Consider the following 18,886-nt stretch of genomic DNA (forward strand, 5'->3'; position numbering starts at 1 on the left):
AAAAACAAATCACCCACCAGAGCCTCCCTCAATCGAGACTCTGAATCACGTTTCAATCCAAATTAATAGGTCCTGAGCCTAAGGCGGCGGGCGTCGGACACATCCATGCCCCCGAACTTTGCCTTGAACTTGTAGAAGGTCGCTGCCGAGATGCCATGCTTGCGGCAGACATCCGCCGTCCTTGCCCCCGCCTCCTGCTCCTTCAGCATCGCGATGATTTGTTCTTCCGTGAACCGCGAGGGTCGCATCGTCCGTCTCCGTGTTCGACGGACTCTACCTAAATCTCGAGGAAGTTCAGGGTCTCAGGTCAATCACGGCCGGGAAAAGGACGCTCGATCTGCCGGGCCGGTCGAAATGGCGGGATGGCTGACCGCGCGGGTTCCCCACGGATGGAAGGCCCGACGCTATTTGCGGGGCCAGACGGTCCAGACAAGCCCTGCCGCGACCAGCGCCACGCCCGTCCAGGATCCCAACGGCAGGCCGAAAACGGTCGGTCCGGACTGGACGAGGCCGGGCGCAAGGCCGATGGCGAAGGCTGCGGTGATGATGGCGACCGCGATGCGAACCGCTGCCTGACGGATATCGCCGCTCAGCCGCTCAAGCCCCTTCAACTCGATCTCGGCCGACAGGGTTCCCTGCCGCAGCCGCAGGTTCAGCAGCCGCAGCAGGCCCGGCAGGTCGCGCAGCAGGCCCGTCAGGTCGATGGCCAGCGTCTTGCCCTGAGCCGCAAGCGCCTGCGGACCAAGCATGCGCTGCATTTCACGGCGCACGATGGGCGCCGCGACGGTAATCGCGTCGAAATCGGGATCGAGGCCGCGCATCACCCCATCCGCCGTGATCAGCGCCTTGAACAGCAGCGCCAGATCCGGCGGCAGAGCCAGATCATGCTGGCGGGCCAGTGCCGTGAACTCGGCCACCGCCAGACCCAAGCGCAGCGGCGGCACGCCATGACGGGTCACGAACAGATCGCAATCCGCCTCGATCGCGGAAAGATCGGCCTGCGTCTGGCCCGACCAGTCCAACAGCAGCATGGCGATCCGCCCGCCGTTCTGGTCCACGATCCCGGCCAGCAGCGCCAGCAACTCCTCGCGCCGGCGGGCGCCGAGGCGGCCGACCATGCCGAAATCGATGAAGGCGACCACATTGCCCGGCAGGGCGCGCAGATTGCCCGGATGCGGGTCGGCATGAAACACCCCGTCCACCAGCGCCATGCGCAAAAACGCATCGGTCCCGCGTGCCGCCAGCACCCGTCCGTCCAGACCGGCTTTTTGCAGGGCCGCGTGATCGTTCGGGGCAATGCCGTCGATGAACTCCTGCACCAGCAGGGTTTCCGAGGAATAGTCGTGAAAGATCCGCGGCAGCTTGATTGCGGGCAGTTCGGCCATGTTGGCTGCAATCAGGTCATTGTTGCGCCCCTCGGCCGCAAGGTCCAGTTCCTCGGCCATGGCCGAGGCGAGGTTGCGCACGATCTCTCGCGGTCGAAAGCGGGCGATATCGGGCCATTGCGCCTCGGCAAGGCCGGTCAGATGCGACAGGACTCGCATGTCGGCTTCGATTTTCGGACGCAACCCGGGACGGCGGACCTTGACGACCACGTCTTCGCCACCCGACAGCTGCGCGCGATGAACCTGCGCGATCGAGCCTGCGGCCAAGGGCTCGGGCGTGATGGTGGCAAAGACATCCTCGGGCGGCTGGCCAAGCGCCGCGGCCATTTCCGCGCGGACGGTTTCCCACGGCAGCGGCTGCACCTGACTTTGCAGCTTTTCCAGCGCGCCGGTCCATTCAGGGCCAAGCAGATCAGCCCGCGTCGACAGGATCTGGCCCAGCTTGGTGAAGGTGGGGCCCAGTTCTTCCAACAGCCGGCGCAGACGCTCGGGCGCATCGGGGCCGCCATCGCTGCCTGCCTTGCCCCCGACACCCAGCCGGGCAAGGATATCGGAAAAGCTGTGTCGGATCGCGATGGCGCTGATCTGCGCCAGCCGCTGACGATCCCGCAGGGCAACCAGCCCGGTTTCAAGAATACTCATGTCACGCCCCCGACCACACGCATCACCCTATGGCAGCACCGCTGGATCATCCAGAACCTCTGCGATGCGGCGGTGATCAGTCAGATTCGGATATCCGCATGGACGCCTCCTGTCACGTAATGGTGTGGCGCATACGCCATGCCTGTTGTTTTGCGTTCGGGTATGCAGAACTATCGACACACAATAATGGAGTGTCCAAATGAGCGTGACTGTTGCTGGAAAAGTCGTTGTTATCACGGGCGCAGGCGCCGGGATCGGCCGCGCGGCCGCCGAGCTGTTCGCCAAGGGCGGCGCCAAGGTCGTCGCGACCGACATCAATCTTGACGGGCTGGAAGAAACCGCAAAGCTGGTGGAAAACGCCGGCAGCGAGGCGCTGATCGTCAAGCATGATGTTGCTTCCGAAGACCAATGGATCAACGTCTTCAAACAGGCCAAGGACAAGTTCGGCGGCGTGGATGTCCTGGTGAACAACGCAGGGATCTATATCATCTCCCCGGTCACCGACATCAGCCTTGAAACCTGGAACAAGCTGATGGCGATCAACGTCACCGGCGTCTTCCTGGGGTGCAAGCACGTCGTTCCCTACATGCAGGAACGCAATGGCGGGTCGATCATCAACCTGTCGTCCATCGCTGGCTTGCAGGGTTCGGCGGGACACGCGCTTTATGGTGCCAGCAAGGGCGCGGTGCGTCTGATGTCAAAGGATCTGGGGGCCGAGCTGGCCGGGATGAATATCCGCGTGAACTCGGTCCATCCGACCTATGTGAAAACCGCCATGGCCGATTACGCCGAGAAAGTATCCGGCATGTCTGCGGACGAACTGGGCAAGAAACTGACCGCGATCGGGCGTCTTGCAGAAACCAGCGACATCGCCAACATGATAGTATTCCTTGCGGCGGATGAGTCGAATTATCTGACCGCGTCCGAGTTTGTCGTAGATGGTGGCGGGACTTCGGTCACGTTGTTCTGAAAAGATAAATGTTTCTCTGAGGTCGTCATTAAGGCGACCTTATGAGAAAAACGAACGTTTTTTCAGTTCAAGATATCGTAAAATATGTAAGTCTGCGAATTTAAGAATATCATAGGTTGAATTAAAATCCCTATGTCATTTGGATGCTGAAGACTTTCAATAAATGTCCTTCAAGGTTCTTCTTGTGGGATATGGACCGCGCGGACATGTGGACGCAACAAAGTTGACGTAGCACGGCGCGACGGCGATCGGTCGTCGATGCCCTATGCGCTCGGCGGAGAGCGCCACACGGCGTCGATGCTGCAAACGCGATCCGCCATCGTGGCGCGCTTGGCGCTCCCGAGGCCGCTGTGACCCTTCTCGCGCACCGACGGACGATCCACCCGGCAGATCGCCACGAGGTGTGCTGGTCCCTGAAGGAGAGCACTGCGTGTTCGCTCAGAAGTACGCGTTTAAGAGCCCAAGCGCCGCCGCCGCCGTCATCAAAGGCCGCAACTCCAACGGGCTGACGTCTTGGCGGTTGGAAGGCGCCGACCTGACCTACAAGGAGTGGGAAGCGCAGCAACTCAGCGAAGCGGGGGCGCCCCGATGAGCCTTCACAAAGAGATCCGCTTCGTGGGCGAGATCTGCGCGCACCTCGCGGCGCATGGCTGGATCGCGTTGTATCGCGACCTCGCCGATCGTCGGAGATGATCGCGATGTCCGGTCTTGCGCCCATTACGACATGCAACTTGGCGAAAAAGCCTTCAGCGCAATTCCACGCCATTATGGCGAGGGCCGCCATTGCGACGGCCCGGCATCAGCTGGGGTGGCGCGGAAGTGATTATCCGAAGCCCGGAGTGGAAGGAATGTGGACGGAAACGTGGTCCACAGCGCAGATCGACCTCAGGATGCTTACACGCCCCAAGGGTCCCAACATCCCGATTTTGTTGAAGTTTCCGACCCGGACGGCCTTCGGAGGGCGACGCTCTATCCAGCTGAGCTACGGGTGCCTGCGCGCTTGAGCGGGCGGAACCTAGCCGATCGCGGCGGCGGACGCAATCGGATGCGGCGGCTTTGAACCGGCTTTGAAGCCCTGGCCCAGAGCGGCGAAAGCCATTCGTTCCATCGGGAAGCGCGGTCTCAACTGCGAGCCTCGGTGTGAACCAGCGCGTTGCGCGAGAGAATGGGCATCAGCGCCAAGGCCGCAAGCCCGAACACACCGGCCGCGACGAAGCAGGCCGCGTAGCCCAGCGCTTCGCCGACGGTCGCGGCGAGCTGCCATCCGATCAGGCTGACGATCGCGTCGGCGCTCTGAAACAGGGTGAAGTCCACGCCAGCCTGGTCGAGCGAGGCTCGGCCCATGAGTTCGGTGTAGAGCGCGACGAACCCCAGCGCGAACATCACGGCCGACGCCAGCACCGTGGGCAGCAGCACATAGGGCGACGTCACCTGGAAATAGGCGATCGCCGCCAGGGCGAGCATTGCGGCGATCTGCGCGCCAAGCGTCCGCGTCATGATCGAGAACGGTCCGTGGCGGCGCACGAGGTAGCCCCCGCCAAGCGCGCCCAGCACGCCGAGCGCCGTGACGCCGACGCCGTTGATCGTCCCGATCGCCGTCAGGCTGAGCCCGGAGTCGATCAGGAACGGGCCGATCAGCGTCATGGCCCATTTCTGGCCGAACACGTAGACGGCGACCAGCATGAGGCCGAACCGCACGTCTGGCCGTTGGAAGGCGCGCTTCAGCGACGGCCTCGGCCGGTCCGCCCGCGCCGGCCTCGCACCGTCTGGGGTCAGCAGGAAGGGAAGGGCGAGCGCCACGAGCGCGCCGGCCATGACGAGGCCTGCGTCCCGCCACCCCATATGGTCGATCAGCACGAGGAAGACGCCGCCGCCGAGCGCCGACCCCAGATAGGCCCCGCCGACCTGAGCGGCGTTGCCCCAGCTTCTGTCTCGCTCGGCGAGCGTCTCGACCGCGTGCCCGTCGCACGCGATGTCGATCGTGGCGGACGCGAAGGAGGCCAGCATCATCGCGGCCGCGAGCGGCGCCAGCGCCCCCGGGCCGATCAGCGCGAACGCCGCCACGGCCGAGACCGAGACGGCGCCGACGATCGCCACCGTCAGCCGCGAGCGCCGGACGCCGTCCTGAGGCGAGCGGAACCGCTCGACGGCCGGAGCCCAGAGGAACTTGAACGACCAGGGCAGCACCGCGAGCAGCGTGAACGCGATCTCGTTGAGCGAGGCGCCGCTCTGCCGCATGACGGCCGGAAGCCCGGCGAAGATCATTGACCCGATGACGCTCTGCGCGACGTAGAGGCCGCCGAGCCCGACCACCGGCCATGCGCCCGAACGCGGCGCGCGGGCCCTTCCGCCGTCAGACGTCATCGTCATCGCTCAGCCCCGATGATCCGTCGTCGCTCTGGCCGCGTCGCCAGTAGGACGCCACGGAGAAACGTCCCTTGGGAAGGCGCCAGACCTCGCGCAGATGCGCCCGGATCGCCTGGCTGGCGGCGAACTCGCATGCGACGAAGGTGAAATGGCTTTCGTCCGCAGCGGGCGCCGGAAGCGCCGCAAGGGCGTCCCTCAACAGCGTCGAGGCGCCTGGCGCCGCGTCGTTCCGGAACAGCCAGAAGAGTTCGATCCCCGTGCGATGTTCGATCTGCTGGATCTCGTCCGGGTTCTGGACCTCGATGAAAGCCGCGCCGCGCGCGCGTTCCGGAAGCGCGCCCAAGGTCCGGGCGATCACAGGGAGCGCCGTCTCGTCGCCGGCGAGCAGGTAGCGGTCCGCCGAAGGCGCGAGGCCGCTGCTCGGCCCGAGCAGGCCGATGACGTCTCCCGGCTTCGCCCCGGCCGCCCACGCGGAAGCGGGCCCGGCGTGGTCGTGCCGGACGAAGTCGATCGCGACCTCCCCTCGCTGAACATCGACGCTCCGGATCGTGTAGACCCGAACCGCCAGCGCGTCCTCGCCAGAAGGCCAGACCATGCGGCCATCCTCGGCGATCGTCGGCCAAAGGGGAGCTCCGCCGACGGGCGGCAGCAGCAGCCGGACGTGGTAGCCGGCCCCGCCCGTGAAGGCGGCGGCGCGTTCGCAGGCGAAGGTCACGCGTCGCATGCGCGGCGTGACGTCGAAGGCGGACGTCACCGTCAGTTTCTGGAAATGCGGCGGCAGCGGATCGCCGGCGCCTTCGCCGCTCCAGACGATGGACGCGGACGGCCCGGCGAACTCAAAGACATGCTCCGCGACGAACACCTTGATCATCGCGAGGATTTCCGCCGATCCCGAAGCGGCCTCGAGGGCGAGGCCGCCCGGACGCCGCTGGATGTCGACGCTCCCGAACGGGCTCGAGATGGACGCGCCGCCGCCCGCGCGGACGACGGTCGCGTGCTCCTCCATATGATCGAGCAGGGCCGGCAGCACCCGATCGACCTCGTCGACCGTGACGATGGCCCTGGCTCTGAACGTCATCGCGCTGTGCCCCCGCTGAGTGTCGACGTCACCACGTGTATTTCAGCGTCGCGCGGACCGTCCGACGGTCGCCATAGAACAATGTATCCGGCGAGCTGAAGGTCTCGACATAGGACACGTAGTCCTTGTCGAAGAGGTTGGTGGCATTGATCGCGAAGGACGCGTTCTGGGTGATCTTATAGTTCAGGACGGCGTCGAATACCGTGTAGGAGGCCAGTTTGATCGAGTTGTTGTTGTCGGCGAAACGCGAGCCGACGAAGCGCGCGCCGGCGCCAAGCGTCAGGTCGCCGAACGATCCCCGCCCCTTGAAGGTGTAGTCGACCCAGGCGGACGCGGAGTGCTTGGGGATGAACTGGAACCTGTTGCCTTTTTGACTTTCCAGTTCGCCGCGGATGATGTCCGAGTCGAGATAGGAATAGGCGAGGATGACGTTGAGGTTCTCCTTGATCTCCGCCTTCGCCTCGAGCTCGACGCCGCGCGTCTCAAGCTCGCCGATCTGATAGCGCTGCTGGCCGACGTAATACGGCACGTTCTTCTGCTTGATCTCAAAAACGGCCGCGGTGAACATCGCGTTCACGCCGGCGGGCTGATACTTCACGCCCGCTTCGTGCAGGACGCCCTCCACAGGCTTGTTGTCTCCCGACAGAGAGGGCATGCCGAAGCCGCCGAATGGCGTCGGAACCGGCGTCACCGGCGCGAAGGATTCCGAATAGTTGCCGTAGAGCGAGACTTCGGGCGTGATCTTCCAGGTCAGACCGGCGCGCGTCGTGAAGGCCTCCTCCTTGATCTCCTGACTGTCCGGCAGTTGCAGGCCAAAGATTTCGAACACGGCGCTCGACCGGGCCTTCACGTCGTCGTAGCGGCCCCCGAGCGTCAGAATCCAGCGGTCGTCAAGCGTCAGCTCCTCCTGAGCGTAGACCGAGGCTGTCCTCTCGGTGCCCCTGCCCACATAGGGAGGCGACGACAGATAGATACTCCCGGCGCAGTTCGGGCTGCAGTGAACCGGGTTGCGCGGGTCAAGGCCGACGCCCGGGATGTATTGCCGGAAGTCACGCTCGTTCGCCTTGGTGTAGGAATAGTCGACGCCGACCAGCGTGCGGCTCGCGATCCGGTCGAACTTGAAGTCGTACTGGATGTGGTTGTCGATGACGAAGCGCTTCAGATCGCCGTCGACCTCCATCGAGACCCGGCGGGTCTCGTCCGTCTTCAAGGCAGGGTCCCCATCAAACACGCTGTCGAAGTAGACGTTCTTGTTCGTCAGATCGAGGTCGGTGTAGCGCGCGTTGGAATGGAATTTCAGCCCATTCTCGAAGTCGTGGTCGAAGATGTAGCCTATGTTCTTCTCTGTGGTGTCGTTCCGATCGAACTGGTCCTCGCCAAGGAAGGCCGTCTTTCTGTACCCTTTGCCGGCCAGGACGCCGTAGCGGTTGGCGCCCTTGCGCTTGTTGTAGTCGGCGAGGACCGTGATGCTGGTCGCGTCGGTCGGTTTCCAGGTCAGGGCCGGCGCGACGAACAGCCGGTCGTCCTTGGCCCACTCATGGCCATCCTTGCTGTCCTGCGCCTTCGCCGTCAGGCGGTAGCTCCACTCGCCGTTCGCGTCGATGGGACCGCCGAAATCGACGCCCGCCTCCAGATGATCGTTTCCGCCGGTGGAATAAACTTCGCCGAATGGGTGCTCGGTGGGGCGCTTGGTGATCAGGTTGACCAGGCCCCCCGGCGCGTTGAGCCCGTAGAGCACGGAGGTCGCGCCCTTGAAGACCTCGACCCGCTGCATCCCGTAGGGCTCGATGCGGCTGCCCGTGAAGTTGTTCGTCCTGTTCTGCAGGCCGTCGCGATAGATGCCCATCCCGGTCTCGACGAAGCCGCGGATGGCGATGAAGTCGTAGCGCTTGTCCGCGCCGTAGAGATTGGTGTTGACGCCCGAAATGTAGCCGACGGCGCTGTCGAGGCTCTTCACGCCACGCCGCTCCATCTCCTTCTCGCCCACGACCGACACGGAGGCCGGGGTGTCGAGAATGGGCGTGTCGGTCTTCGTCGCCGAGGCGCTGCGCCGCGCCACATACCCGCGAAGCGGGCCGGTCGCGGTCTCGTCGACGGCCGCGCCCTCGACGTTGATCTCGTCGAGCTCGAGCGAATCCGACTGCTGCATCGGCACGACGTCGGTCATGCGGAGGTCGAAGATCGTCACCGTCCCGCCGGTGATGCGATAGGTGAGGCCGCTGTTCGCCAGCAGCGTCCTGAGCGCGTCTTCGGGGCTCAGCGCGCCCTTGACCGCGGGCGCCTCGCGGCTCGTGGTGAGTTCCGCCACATAGGCGAGCTTGAGGCCGGAGGCGCGCGCATAGGCCGTGAGCGCCTGGGTGAGGGGCTGCGCTGCGATGTCGTATGCGACGCGCTCATGAGCGGAGGCCGGCGCGCAGACGAGCGCTCCCGAGACCATCCCCGCCAGCATGAGGCCCGATGCAGAAGTCCGTGACGCCATACGCATTGTGTTCCCCGACAAGATCGGGAGCGCGTTCGATGCGTGCGCTCCTGTCTGTGTAGACGGAGGCCCTGGCCAAATCCTCAAACATCCGCTGTAGAAATCGCGCGACGGTCAGGCGGAACGTCTCGAAACCACTGTGATGTATGGGGAATATTTTTCGACGGAGATCGGCAGGGCGGCGCTGAGCGCGTCGAGCGAGGCGATCGGCCGCCGCAGGTCCAGCACCGCGCTGACCCGGATCCGGGCCGCGTCGTCGCGGAGCACGATCCAGCCCTGATAGTAGCCTCGAAGCGCCGCCACCACGTCGGACAGGCGCCTGTTCTCGGCCACGTATTCTCCCGTCCTCCAGGACGAGATGGCGTCCGGGCTGATGGGGGCCGGGCGCTCGATATCGCCGTTTGGCGACACGATGGCCTCCAGCGAGCGGCCGAGATCCAGCGTCTGGCCCGAGGTCGACCGAAGACGGACGGTTTCGCTCGCGACCGACACGATGACGTCGTCGCCCGCCGCGTTCAGGTTGAACGCCGCTCCTTGCGTGATCGCCTCGACCAGGGGCGTGACCGCGCGAAACGGCGGCAGGGCGCCGCCGTTCACCTGGAACGTGGCCTCTCCGCCCACCAGGCGGACACGCCGTTCGCCCGGTCCGTATTCCACATTCAGCGCCGACCGCGCGTTCATGAACGCGCGCGACCCGTCCGGCAAGGCGAGCTCTCGGGTTTCGCCCAGCCCTGTGGCGTAATCCGCGAACGCCCTGCCGCCGCCGAGCGACAGCCAGCCGGCTCCGCCGGCCGCCACAGCCGCGCCGGTCAATCCGAGCAGCTTGCGGCGAGACGGGCCTCGCGGCTCGGCGCGGCGCGCGAGTCGTCCGGTGCGCGCGTCCTGCTGAAGACCTGACGCCTCGTTCCAGAGACCTTCCGCCTCGCGGGCCGCGAGCTCATGAAGCGCATCCTGCGAACGCCAGGCCGCGAAGGCCGCGTGATCCCGCGCCGTGGCGTCGCCGGCGTTCAGCCGAATGACCCAGCGAAGAGCTTCGTCCGATATGTCGATGGGCGGCGGACCGCCTTCAGCGCCGACGTCTTTCACGCAGAAGCACCCTCGCGCCGCGGAAGCCGGCGTCTCATCCCTATAGACAGCGCGGGACGACCAAACCTCAAAGGCGATCGTCAGATGTCGTCGCGATCCCGGGCGACGTCGCGGCAATGCGCGAAGGCGCGCATCATGTGCTTCTCGACCATGCTCACCGAGATTCCGAGCTTTCGCGCGATGTCCTTGTGCTTCATGCCGTGGAGCTTGTTCAGCACGAAGGTCTGCCGGCAGGCCGCCGGGAGCTCGTTCAGCGCGACGATGAGCTGGAACAGGCGCCTGTTCCGCCGGTCCTGCTCGGCGAAATGGGGGCTGTCGACCACATGCGTCGCCTCGTCGAGGTCGGCCCTCCGATCGGCCTCCGCCTGGCGACGGACGGAAATGTCGATCGCGGTCCGTCTGGCGGCCGTGAACAGGTAGGTCTTGGGATGGACGATCGCGGTCGCCTCCCGACGAGCGGCGATCCTGAGATAGGCTTCCTGGGCTGCTTCCTCGCCGCAGTCGCGATCACCGATCAGACGGGACGCGAAACGGACCAGTTCGGTGTGGTGCAGCCGGAAGAGCTGTCCCAGCAGGGCATCGAGCGTCGTCATCATTCGCCAGGCCGCCAGCCAGCCGGATTCAAGACTGCCAATCACAGCCAAAGGACTCATATTCCAAAACGGAATCAATCGCTTGTAGGCCTTCTAAACTGCGGCGCATGTCGCCCCGACTGTTGCACGCCGGACACGTGAGGCGCCGCACGGCCAAGACATGCCCCGACCGCGCCCCGAAGCGCCCCTTTCGTTCAGACGCCTCCTCCATCCCGTCCGGAGCGAGATGGGGCGCCTCACCGTGCGCGCTGCGCGCCCGTCCGTTCAGTCCGCGGAAACGCATCCGTCATGTCGGCACGAGGCCGCCGCCACGACGGAGCTCCGCGACCCGGTCCTCATAAAGGGGGGCGGCGTCGAGCGTCATTGGCCGCCATGAGGGGCCGCGACGATCCGGCCATGCGTCGGGGTGAGGGCGGCAGCCGGCAACATCGCCGCAGTCGTCAGCTGCGGGTTATGAATCCGAACCCGAAAGCGGGAGGCGAACGCGATCGCGCCGGGCTCCGAACCGGCGTGACGGTCGCCGGTCGACCGTTAGCGCCAACATGTCCAAGACAAAAACCGGAAAGGTCCGCCAGATAAAACGCTCATTGTCTGGTTTGGGTAAAAGATGAGGCGGGCATGTGGACGGTCGTCGCGTGCGTCACGGAACAGCACATGCCGGGAACCGTCGTGCTCGCCGCCCTCATCGCTGCGGGCGGGCTGCTCGCCTTTTTCCTGCTGCTGTCGCGCGCGGAGGAATGCGCGGACGTCCGCCGCAGCCGCTGGCTCGCCGTGGGCGCCGTCGCGGGCGGCCTGTCGATCTGGGCGGTGCATTTCGTCGCCATGCTTGGCTACCGCAGCGTCGTCGACTTCACCTTCGACCCGGCGCTGACGCTCGTCTCGGCGGCGATCGTCTGCGTCGGCTTCCGGCTTGCGATCGCCCTGCGCCGTCCCGATCGGCCGCTCTCGGCCCTGAGCGCCGGAACGGTCGCGGCGCTCGCCGTGGCGGCGATGCATTTCGTCGGCATGGCGGCGATGAGGGTCGCGGCCACGGTGAGCTACGACTGGCCGCCCGTCGTGGCGGCGCTCGCCATAGCTGCGGCGGCGATGGCGGCGGCCTTCCTCCGGTTCCGCGCGCTGACCGGCGCCTTCCGGCTGGTGGAGCCCGCGGCCTGGATGATCCTCGGCGTCTGCGCGCTGCACTTCACCGCCATGTCCGCGACCACGCTGACGCCCGATCCGCGTCTGGCGCTCGATCCCGCCCTCTCGGGCCGGCAGCACGGCTGGCTGATCGGGGCGGTGTTCGGCGTCGCCTGCCTCGTGGCGCTGATCACCAGCCTCGCCGTGGTCCTCGATCGCTACCTCACGGATCTGAAGGGGTTCGCCGACGCCACCCTCGAAGGGCTCGCGGTGGTGCGGGACGGCCGGATCATCGAGGCGAACGCCCGCTTCGCCGCGCTCATGGACACGCCCGAAAAGGAGCTGATCGGACGCGATCCCGACGCCTGCATCGTGGCGGCGGACGGCCTGCCCGCGGCGGCGGCGCGGCCGGCCGCGATCGAGGCCGCCCCGCGGACCGGCGATCCGGAGCGCGCGTTCGAGCTCGCGGTCAGCACCATCGAGTTCCGGGGCCGGCCGTCGCAGGTGCTCGCGGTCATGGACCTGACGGAGAAGAAGCAGGCCCAGGCCGAGATCGAGCGGCTTGCGCTCTATGACGGCCTCACGGGCCTGCCCAACCGGACCCTGCTGCGGGACCGCCTGGACAAGGCGCTCGCCCGCGCCAAGCGGTCCGGCGAGACGATCGCCCTGCTCGCGCTCGATCTCGACCGCTTCAAGGCCGTAAACGATCTGTTCGGCCACGCCGAAGGCGACCGGGTGCTCAAGACGGTGGCCGCGATCCTGTCCCGCACCGTTCGCGGCGCGGACACGGTGGCGCGGCTCGGCGGCGACGAGTTCGTGATCCTGCAGGTGGGGGCGGCGCAGCCCGAAGGCGCGCGGGCGCTTGCGCAACGGATCTTCGACGCCTTCCGCATGGAGATGAACGCCGCGATGGACCCCACGGCGGTGGGGGTCAGCATCGGCGTGGCGCTGACCCCGGACGACGCCACGGAGACCGAGAGCCTGCTGAGTTCGGCGGACATCGCGCTCTACCGCGCCAAGTCCGCCGGGCGGGGGACCGTGGCCTTCTACGACCTGCACATGGATCAGGCGGTGCGCGCCCGGCGGCGGCTGGAGGCGGACCTGCGCGGGGCGATCCAGCGGAGCGAGATGCGCGTCGTCTATCAGCCGGTGGTGGACGTGGAGGGCCGGCCGGTCAGCTACGAGGCGCTGCTGCGCTGGCGCAGCCCGGACCACGGCGACGTCGCGCCGGACGTGTTCATCCCCCTCGCCGAGGACACGGGCGCCATCATCGCGCTCGGCGAATGGGTGCTGCGCGAGGCGTGCCGCGCCGCCGCCGGCTGGGACGAGCGTCTGTCGATCGCGGTCAACGTGTCGCCGGTCCAGTTCCGCGTCGCAAACCTCGCGGATCAGGTGAGCGCGATCCTGGCGGAGACCGGCCTCGCCCCGGAGCGGCTGGGCCTGGAGATCACCGAAACCGCCCTGATGCGGAGCCGGGAGGAGACGCTTCAGACCCTGCGCAGGCTGAAGGCTCTCGGCGTCAAGATCATCATGGACGACTTCGGCACCGGCTACTCGTCGCTCAGCAATCTGCAGAGCTTCCCGTTCGACAAGATCAAGATCGACCGCAGCTTCATCACCGCCATGGGCGACGACCGCGGCGCCAAGGCGATCGTGACGGCGATCGTCGGCCTCGGGCGCAGCCTCGATCTCCCCGTTGTGGCGGAAGGCGTCGAGACCGAGGCCCAGCGCCAGATGGTGGTTCTGGAGGGTTGCACCGAGGCGCAGGGCTATCTGTTCGGCCGTCCGGGAGCGGCGCCGCAGGCGGCCGGCGCGCAGGCGCGAACCGCCGTCGGATCGAGCGGATAGCGCGCCCGGCTCAGGCGGCGTCTTCGGCCGCGGCTTCGGCGCCGCGGCGGCGGATGCGGGCGTTGAGGTCGCGGTCGAACAGCGGCACGTCGCGGCGCTTCAGCGCCACCACCAGCACCGCGCCGGTGAGGAAGCCGCCCACATGGGCCCACCACGCCACCTGGGTCTCGCCGGCGAGCAGGGCGTTGCCCAGCTGGAACGCCACCCAGGCGCCGATGATCCAGAACGCGCGCAGACGCACGGGCAGCCGGTAGAACACCAGCACCCAGACCTTCACCTGCGGGTGCAGCATCACGTAAGCCGCCACCACGCCGGCCACGACGCCGGAGGCGCCGACCAGCGGCGCGTCCGGGTTCGAGGCCGCCGCCGCGTGGGCCACGCCGCCGCCGATCCCGCACAGCAGGACGAACAGCACGTAGCGGACATGGCCGAGGTCGTCCTCCACGTTGTCGCCGAACACCCACAGGAACAGCAGGTTGCCGGCGAGATGCAGCACGCCGCCGTGCAGGACGAGCGAGGTGACGAGCGTCGCCCAGGCCGGGACGACGTCATAGCCCGCGGGCAGCACCGCGTCGCCGAACAGCACGCTCGGGATCAGGCCGAAGGACACCGCGGCGCCGGTGGCGGCGGGAAAGATCCAGCCCGACTGGAACACGACGTAAATCACCGCGCACAGCGCGATGAAGCCGTTGTTCACCCACGCATGCCGGATGCGCCGCACCGGCGCGTCGTCCAGGATGGGGACGAACATAAGCTCTCCGCCGTCATCGCCGTGACGCGCGGGGAGCCCGCGCGCCGTCAGCCGGAGGATTATCGGCGCCCCCCGGGGCCGCGGCAACGGCCCCGTTCATCAATGTGGCGTCAGCGTGTCTTTCCGGGCGCCCACAGCACGTCGCCCACCTCGGCGTTGGCGGCGCGGGCCGCCACGAACAGGTAGTCGGACAGCCGGTTGACGTAGGACAGCGCCGGCCGCGACACCGGCTCCCGGGCGGCGAGCGCCGTCATCAGCCGCTCGGCCCGGCGGGCGATGGTGCGGGCCATGTGCAGATGGGCGGACAGCGCCGCGCCCGCCGGCAGCACGAAGGACTTCAGCGGCGCGAGCGCGGCGTTGGCGGCGTCGATGTCCGCCTCCAGCCGCTCCACCTGGCTCGCCACGATGCGCAGCGGCTCGTAGCCGAGGTCCTGGCCCGTGTCGGGGGTGGCGAGATCAGCGCCGAGGTCGAACAGCTCGTTCTGGATGCGCGACAGAACCGCGTCGAGCTCCGGCCCGGCGTGGAGCCGCGCGAGGCCGACCGCGGCGTTGGTCTCGTCCACCGCGCCATAGGCCTCGACCCGGAGGTCGTGCTTCGGCCGCCGGCCGCCGGCCGCGAGCCCGGTGGTGCCGTCGTCGCCGGTGCGGGTGTAGATCTTGTTCAGCTTGACCATGGCTTCAGCGCCCCATGAACCAGATGGTGGTCATGATGACGACCACCGCCACGAACTGCAGGCCGACGCGCCAGCGCATCAGCGTCTGCGACCGGCCCGCCGGGCCGTCGCGCATCATGTTGGCGAGCCCGAGCAGCAGGGCTATGGCCACCGCCGCGAGCGCGGCCGGCACGGCGAAGGTGGAGAGAAAGTCGGCCATGGGCGCTCCTCAGCGGTTCAGGACGAGGATCGCGGCGTTCAGGAGCGACGCGAAGCTCACCCAGGCGAGATAGGGCCACAGCATCAGGGCCGCGGCGCGGTCGACGACCCGGAACCGGACGATGGTCCAGGCGATGGCCACCAGCAGGGCGCCGATCACCGCGAGCCCGAGCGCCGGCGACTGGGCGCCGAAGAAGGCGAAGGACCAGCCCACGTTCAGGACATACTGGACGCCATAGGCGATCAGGGCTCTGCGCCGCGCCTCGCCGCGCCCGAGAACGCCGACGCGCCACGCCGCGATCGCCATCAGCGCGTAAAGGATGGTCCAGGCGATGGGGAAGGCGAGCCTGGGCGGGTTGAACGCCGGCTTCGCCAGCGTGTCGTACCACGGCAGGTTCGGCGTCGTGGCGGAGGAGCCCAGCACGGAAGCCGCCACGCTGAGCGCGAGCGCTGCGGCGAGAATGAGCAGGGAGCGGGCTGAGAACCAGCGGGGCGCGGCGGGATCGGTCATGGCATCCACATAGCGCGCCGGGCCGGCCGCCGCGAGAGGCGAGACGCCGTGACGCGCGCGGCCCGCCCCCGTCCTTCGTCGGAACCGAGGCGTTCGAGGCGCGTCGTTTTCGGCACGGCTGTGGCCCTGGCGCGCTCGCCCTCGGCGGCGGACGCCTTATACGCTCGAAACCGGTGGGAAAAACGGCCGTGCGCGCCGGGAGGCGGGATGCTCGACAGTCTGCGATCCTTCATGTCCGAGCTGACCGGCGCAGACGCCGGCGGCCACTTCGCGGCCACCGATCATCGGGTCGCCGCGGCGGCGCTGCTGGTCCACCTGATCCAGATCGACGGCGTGGCCGAACCGCACGAGCGCGAGGCGCTGCGCGCGGTGCTGAAGGCCCGCTTCGGGCTGGGCGACGCCGAGACCGAGGAGCTGATCGAGCTCGCCCGCCGCAGGGACGAGGACGCGGTCGACCTCTACGCCTTCACCAGCGTGCTGAAGCGGGCGCTGGACGGGGAGGGGCGCGCCGCCGTGGTGGAGATGATGTGGGAGATCGTGTTCGCGGACGGCGCGGTCCACGAGCTCGAGGACAACGTGGTCTGGCGCGCGGCCGAACTGCTCGGCGTCTCCAGCCGCGAGCGGGTGGAGCTGAAGCGCCGGGTGGCGGCGCGCGTGCGCGGCGGCTGATTTCCGAACCCTTGCCAGAGCCGGGGCGACCGGGCATCCCTGCCCGACGATGACCGCCACGCCGCTCCCCATCGACGCCGTTCTGCCCGAGCTTCTCGCGAGCCTTGCGGCTGGGCCGAACGCCGTGCTCACCGCGCCGCCGGGCGCGGGCAAGACCACGCGCGCGCCGCTCGCGCTGCTGGCCGCGCCGTGGCGGGGCGACGGCCGCATCCTCGTGCTGGAGCCGCGCCGGCTCGCGGCCCGGGCGGCGGCCGAGCGCATGGCGGCGACGCTCGGCGAGCGGGTGGGCGAAACGGTGGGCCTGCGCGTCCGGCTCGGCTCCCGCGTCGGCCCCCGCACCCGGATCGAGGTGGTGACGGAGGGCGTGTTCGCGCGGCTGATCGTGGACGACCCGGAGCTGACCGGCGTCGCCGCCGTGCTGTTCGACGAGTTCCACGAGCGCTCCCTCGACGCCGATCTCGGCCTCGCGCTCGCGCTCGACGCCCAGGGCGGGCTGCGGCCGGACCTGCGCCTCCTCGTCATGTCGGCCACGCTCGACGGCGCGCGCGTCGCCGCGCTGATGCCGGGCGCCGCGCAGGTGGAGAGCGCGGGCCGCGCCTTCCCCGTGGAGACCCGCCATGCGCCGCGCGATCCCCGCGGCCGGCTGGAGGACGCGGTGGCCGCCACGGTCCGGCGGGCGCTCGCCGAGGAGCGCGGCGGCGTGCTGGCGTTCCTGCCGGGCCGCGGCGAAATCCGCCGCGCGGCCCGGCGGCTGGAGGAGATCGGGCTTCCCGAGGACGTGGACGTGGTGGAGCTTCATGGCGGGCTCGACCCGCGGGAGCAGGACGCGGCGGTCTCGCCGGCCGCCCCCGGCCGCCGCAAGGTGACGCTCGCCACCGCCATCGCCGAGACCTCGCTGACGCTGGAGGGCGTGCGGGTGGTGATCGACTCAGGCCTCGCCCGCGTCGCGGCGCACGAGCCCGCGCTCGGGATCACCCGTCTGGAGACCGTGCGGGTGTCGCTCGCCTCCGCCGACCAGCGCCGGGGCCGCGCGGGACGCACCGGGCCGGGGGTGTGCTACCGGCTGTGGGACGAGGCCGCCACCCGCAGCCTCGCGCCCTTCGCGCGGCCCGAAATCCTGTCGAGCGACCTGTCCGGCTTCATGCTCGACCTCGCCGCCTGGGGCGTCTCGGACCCCGCCGCGCTGCCGTTTCTCGATCCGCCGCCCCGCGCCGCCGTGGCGGAGGCGAAGACGCTGCTGACCGAGATCGGCGCGCTCGACGGCGACGGCCGCGTCACGCCCCGGGGGCAGCGGTTGCGTGGGATCGCGCTGCCGCCCCGCCTCGCCGCCATGCTGCTCGACGCGGTTCCCGCCGGCGATGGCGCGCTCGCGGCCGAGATCGCTCTGCTCGCGGTGGAGCGGGGGCTCGGCGGCGACGGGCCCGATCTCGTCCATCGGCTGGAGCGTTTCGCCCGCGAGCGCGGCCCCAGAGCCCAGGCGGCGCGGGGACTCGCCGACGGCTGGCTGACCTCCGCCGGCGGCCGGCGGGAAACGGCGCGTCCCGAGCGGGCCGGGCGGGTGATCGCGGCGGCGTTTCCGGACCGCATCGCCAAGGCGCGCGGCCGGGCCGGCGCCTTCCTGCTCGTTAACGGCCGGGGCGCGGCGCTCGACCCCGCCGAGGCGCTGTCGCGCGAGCCCTATCTCGCCGTGCTGGACCTGACCGGCGTGGCGCAGGAGGGGCGCATCCTGCTCGCCGCTCCCGTGTCCGAAGACGACGTGCGGGAGGCGGCGGCCCATCGCATCCGGCGCCGGGAGGAGGTCGCCTTCGACCTCGCCGTCATGGGCCTTCGCGGCCGGGCGAGGGAGGCGCTCGGCGCCCTCACGCTCAGTGAGCGCCAGACGGCGGTGACGCCCGGTCCGGAGACGGCGGCGGCGCTGGCGGAAGGGCTCGCGGGCGCGGGCCTCGACCGCCTGCCGTGGGGCCGGTCCGCGCTGGCGCTGCTGGAGCGCGTCCGCTTCCTGCGGGAGGCCGAGCCGGACGGCGACTGGCCCGACCTGTCGCATGAGACGCTCACGGCCACAGCCGGCGACTGGCTGGCGCCGTTCCTGACCCACGCCACGGCGCTCCGGGACGTGCGCGAGGAGCATCTCTCCGCCGCGCTCGACCTGCTGGTCCCGTACGCCCTGCGCCGGCGGCTCGACGCCGAGGCGCCGACCCATTTCAACGCCCCCTCGGGCTCGCGCCTGCCGATCGACTATTCCGACGTCGAAGGCCCGGCGCTCGACGTGCGGGTGCAGGAGCTGTTCGGCCTGAACCGGCATCCGTCCATAGCGGGCGGCCGCCGGCCGCTGACGCTGCGGCTGCTGTCGCCGGCCCATCGGCCGATCCAGGTGACGAAGGACCTGCCGGGCTTCTGGGCCGGCTCGTGGAAGGAGGTGCGCGCCGAAATGCGCGGCCGCTACCCGCGGCACGTCTGGCCGGAGGATCCCGCCGGGGCGCAAGCCACCAGCCGCGCCAAGCCCCGCGGGACGTAAG

15 protein-coding genes and 1 pseudogene are annotated in these 18,886 nt (G+C 68.7%); 5 read left to right on the forward strand and 11 right to left on the reverse strand.

Annotated features, from left to right (window positions below):
• Window positions 1–77 precede the first annotated feature (77 nt).
• Window positions 78–248: pseudogene (locus tag PKE85_RS09655) on the reverse strand (transposase); the annotation flags it as partial.
• 156 nt (window positions 249–404) lie between these two features.
• Entirely contained in the window at window positions 405–2,027 is a 1,623-nt protein-coding gene (locus tag PKE85_RS09660; RefSeq protein WP_271204536.1) for an ABC1 kinase family protein, read from the reverse strand.
• A 199-nt stretch (window positions 2,028–2,226) separates the two neighbouring features.
• On the opposite strand from PKE85_RS09660, the gene PKE85_RS09665 reads away from it, so the two are divergent.
• Entirely contained in the window at window positions 2,227–2,997 is a 771-nt protein-coding gene (locus PKE85_RS09665; RefSeq protein ID WP_271204537.1) for an SDR family NAD(P)-dependent oxidoreductase, read from the forward strand.
• Window positions 2,998–3,262: 265 nt separating this feature from the next.
• Window positions 3,263–3,589, forward strand: coding sequence for a DUF4357 domain-containing protein (locus PKE85_RS09670; protein WP_271204538.1), 327 nt, complete (start codon window positions 3,263–3,265; stop codon window positions 3,587–3,589).
• Window positions 3,590–4,119: 530 nt separating this feature from the next.
• Here PKE85_RS09670 and PKE85_RS09675 read toward each other — a convergent pair.
• From PKE85_RS09675 to PKE85_RS09695, 5 genes are all read right to left on the reverse strand, one after another.
• Complete coding sequence (locus tag PKE85_RS09675; protein ID WP_271204539.1) at window positions 4,120–5,361, reverse strand: MFS transporter; 1,242 nt, start codon at window positions 5,359–5,361, stop codon at window positions 4,120–4,122.
• On the reverse strand, window positions 5,351–6,442 hold the full coding sequence (locus PKE85_RS09680; RefSeq protein ID WP_271204540.1) for a siderophore-interacting protein: 1,092 nt from the start codon (window positions 6,440–6,442) through the stop codon (window positions 5,351–5,353). Before PKE85_RS09680 ends, PKE85_RS09675 begins: the two co-directional genes overlap by 11 nt.
• Window positions 6,443–6,470: 28 nt before the next feature.
• A complete protein-coding gene (locus PKE85_RS09685) occupies window positions 6,471–8,921 on the reverse strand; it encodes a TonB-dependent siderophore receptor (RefSeq protein WP_271204541.1) in 2,451 nt (816 codons plus the stop codon).
• A gap of 114 nt (window positions 8,922–9,035) precedes the next feature.
• On the reverse strand, window positions 9,036–10,007 hold the full coding sequence (locus PKE85_RS09690) for a FecR family protein (protein ID WP_271204542.1): 972 nt from the start codon (window positions 10,005–10,007) through the stop codon (window positions 9,036–9,038).
• Window positions 10,008–10,087: 80 nt separating this feature from the next.
• Window positions 10,088–10,678, reverse strand: a complete 591-nt coding sequence (locus tag PKE85_RS09695) for a sigma-70 family RNA polymerase sigma factor (protein ID WP_271204543.1) — start codon at window positions 10,676–10,678, stop codon at window positions 10,088–10,090.
• A gap of 540 nt (window positions 10,679–11,218) precedes the next feature.
• On the opposite strand from PKE85_RS09695, the gene PKE85_RS09700 reads away from it, so the two are divergent.
• The gene (locus tag PKE85_RS09700; protein WP_271204544.1) at window positions 11,219–13,567 is read left to right on the forward strand and encodes a bifunctional diguanylate cyclase/phosphodiesterase; all 2,349 of its coding nucleotides are present in this window, start codon (window positions 11,219–11,221) and stop codon (window positions 13,565–13,567) included.
• A gap of 10 nt (window positions 13,568–13,577) precedes the next feature.
• On the opposite strand, the gene PKE85_RS09705 is transcribed toward PKE85_RS09700, so the two are convergent.
• The 4 genes from PKE85_RS09705 to PKE85_RS09720 form a co-directional block, all read right to left on the reverse strand.
• Window positions 13,578–14,318: a rhomboid family intramembrane serine protease gene (locus PKE85_RS09705; protein ID WP_271204545.1), complete on the reverse strand. Its 741-nt coding sequence runs from the start codon at window positions 14,316–14,318 to the stop codon at window positions 13,578–13,580.
• Window positions 14,319–14,428: 110 nt separating this feature from the next.
• Complete coding sequence (locus PKE85_RS09710) at window positions 14,429–14,992, reverse strand: cob(I)yrinic acid a,c-diamide adenosyltransferase (protein WP_271204546.1); 564 nt, start codon at window positions 14,990–14,992, stop codon at window positions 14,429–14,431.
• 4 nt (window positions 14,993–14,996) lie between these two features.
• Window positions 14,997–15,191 (reverse strand): twin transmembrane helix small protein, encoded by a 195-nt coding sequence (locus PKE85_RS09715; RefSeq protein WP_271204547.1) that lies wholly within the window; start codon window positions 15,189–15,191, stop codon window positions 14,997–14,999.
• Between the two features lie 9 nt (window positions 15,192–15,200).
• Window positions 15,201–15,701 carry a TspO/MBR family protein gene (locus tag PKE85_RS09720; RefSeq protein ID WP_271204548.1) on the reverse strand — a complete coding sequence of 167 codons (501 nt, stop codon included), beginning with the start codon at window positions 15,699–15,701 and terminating at the stop codon, window positions 15,201–15,203.
• A gap of 207 nt (window positions 15,702–15,908) precedes the next feature.
• Here PKE85_RS09720 and PKE85_RS09725 point away from each other — a divergent pair, with 207 nt between their 5' ends.
• Together PKE85_RS09725 and hrpB are read left to right on the forward strand one after the other, a co-directional pair.
• Window positions 15,909–16,370 carry a tellurite resistance TerB family protein gene (locus PKE85_RS09725; protein ID WP_271204549.1) on the forward strand — a complete coding sequence of 154 codons (462 nt, stop codon included), beginning with the start codon at window positions 15,909–15,911 and terminating at the stop codon, window positions 16,368–16,370.
• 49 nt (window positions 16,371–16,419) lie between these two features.
• Window positions 16,420–18,885 (forward strand): ATP-dependent helicase HrpB, encoded by a 2,466-nt coding sequence (gene hrpB / locus PKE85_RS09730; protein WP_271204550.1) that lies wholly within the window; start codon window positions 16,420–16,422, stop codon window positions 18,883–18,885.
• The last annotated feature ends 1 nt before the right edge of the window (window position 18,886 follow it).

The sequence above is a fragment of the Methylopila jiangsuensis genome (assembly GCF_027922305.1).
GTDB classification, from domain to species: Bacteria; Pseudomonadota; Alphaproteobacteria; order Rhizobiales; family Methylopilaceae; genus Methylopila; species Methylopila jiangsuensis.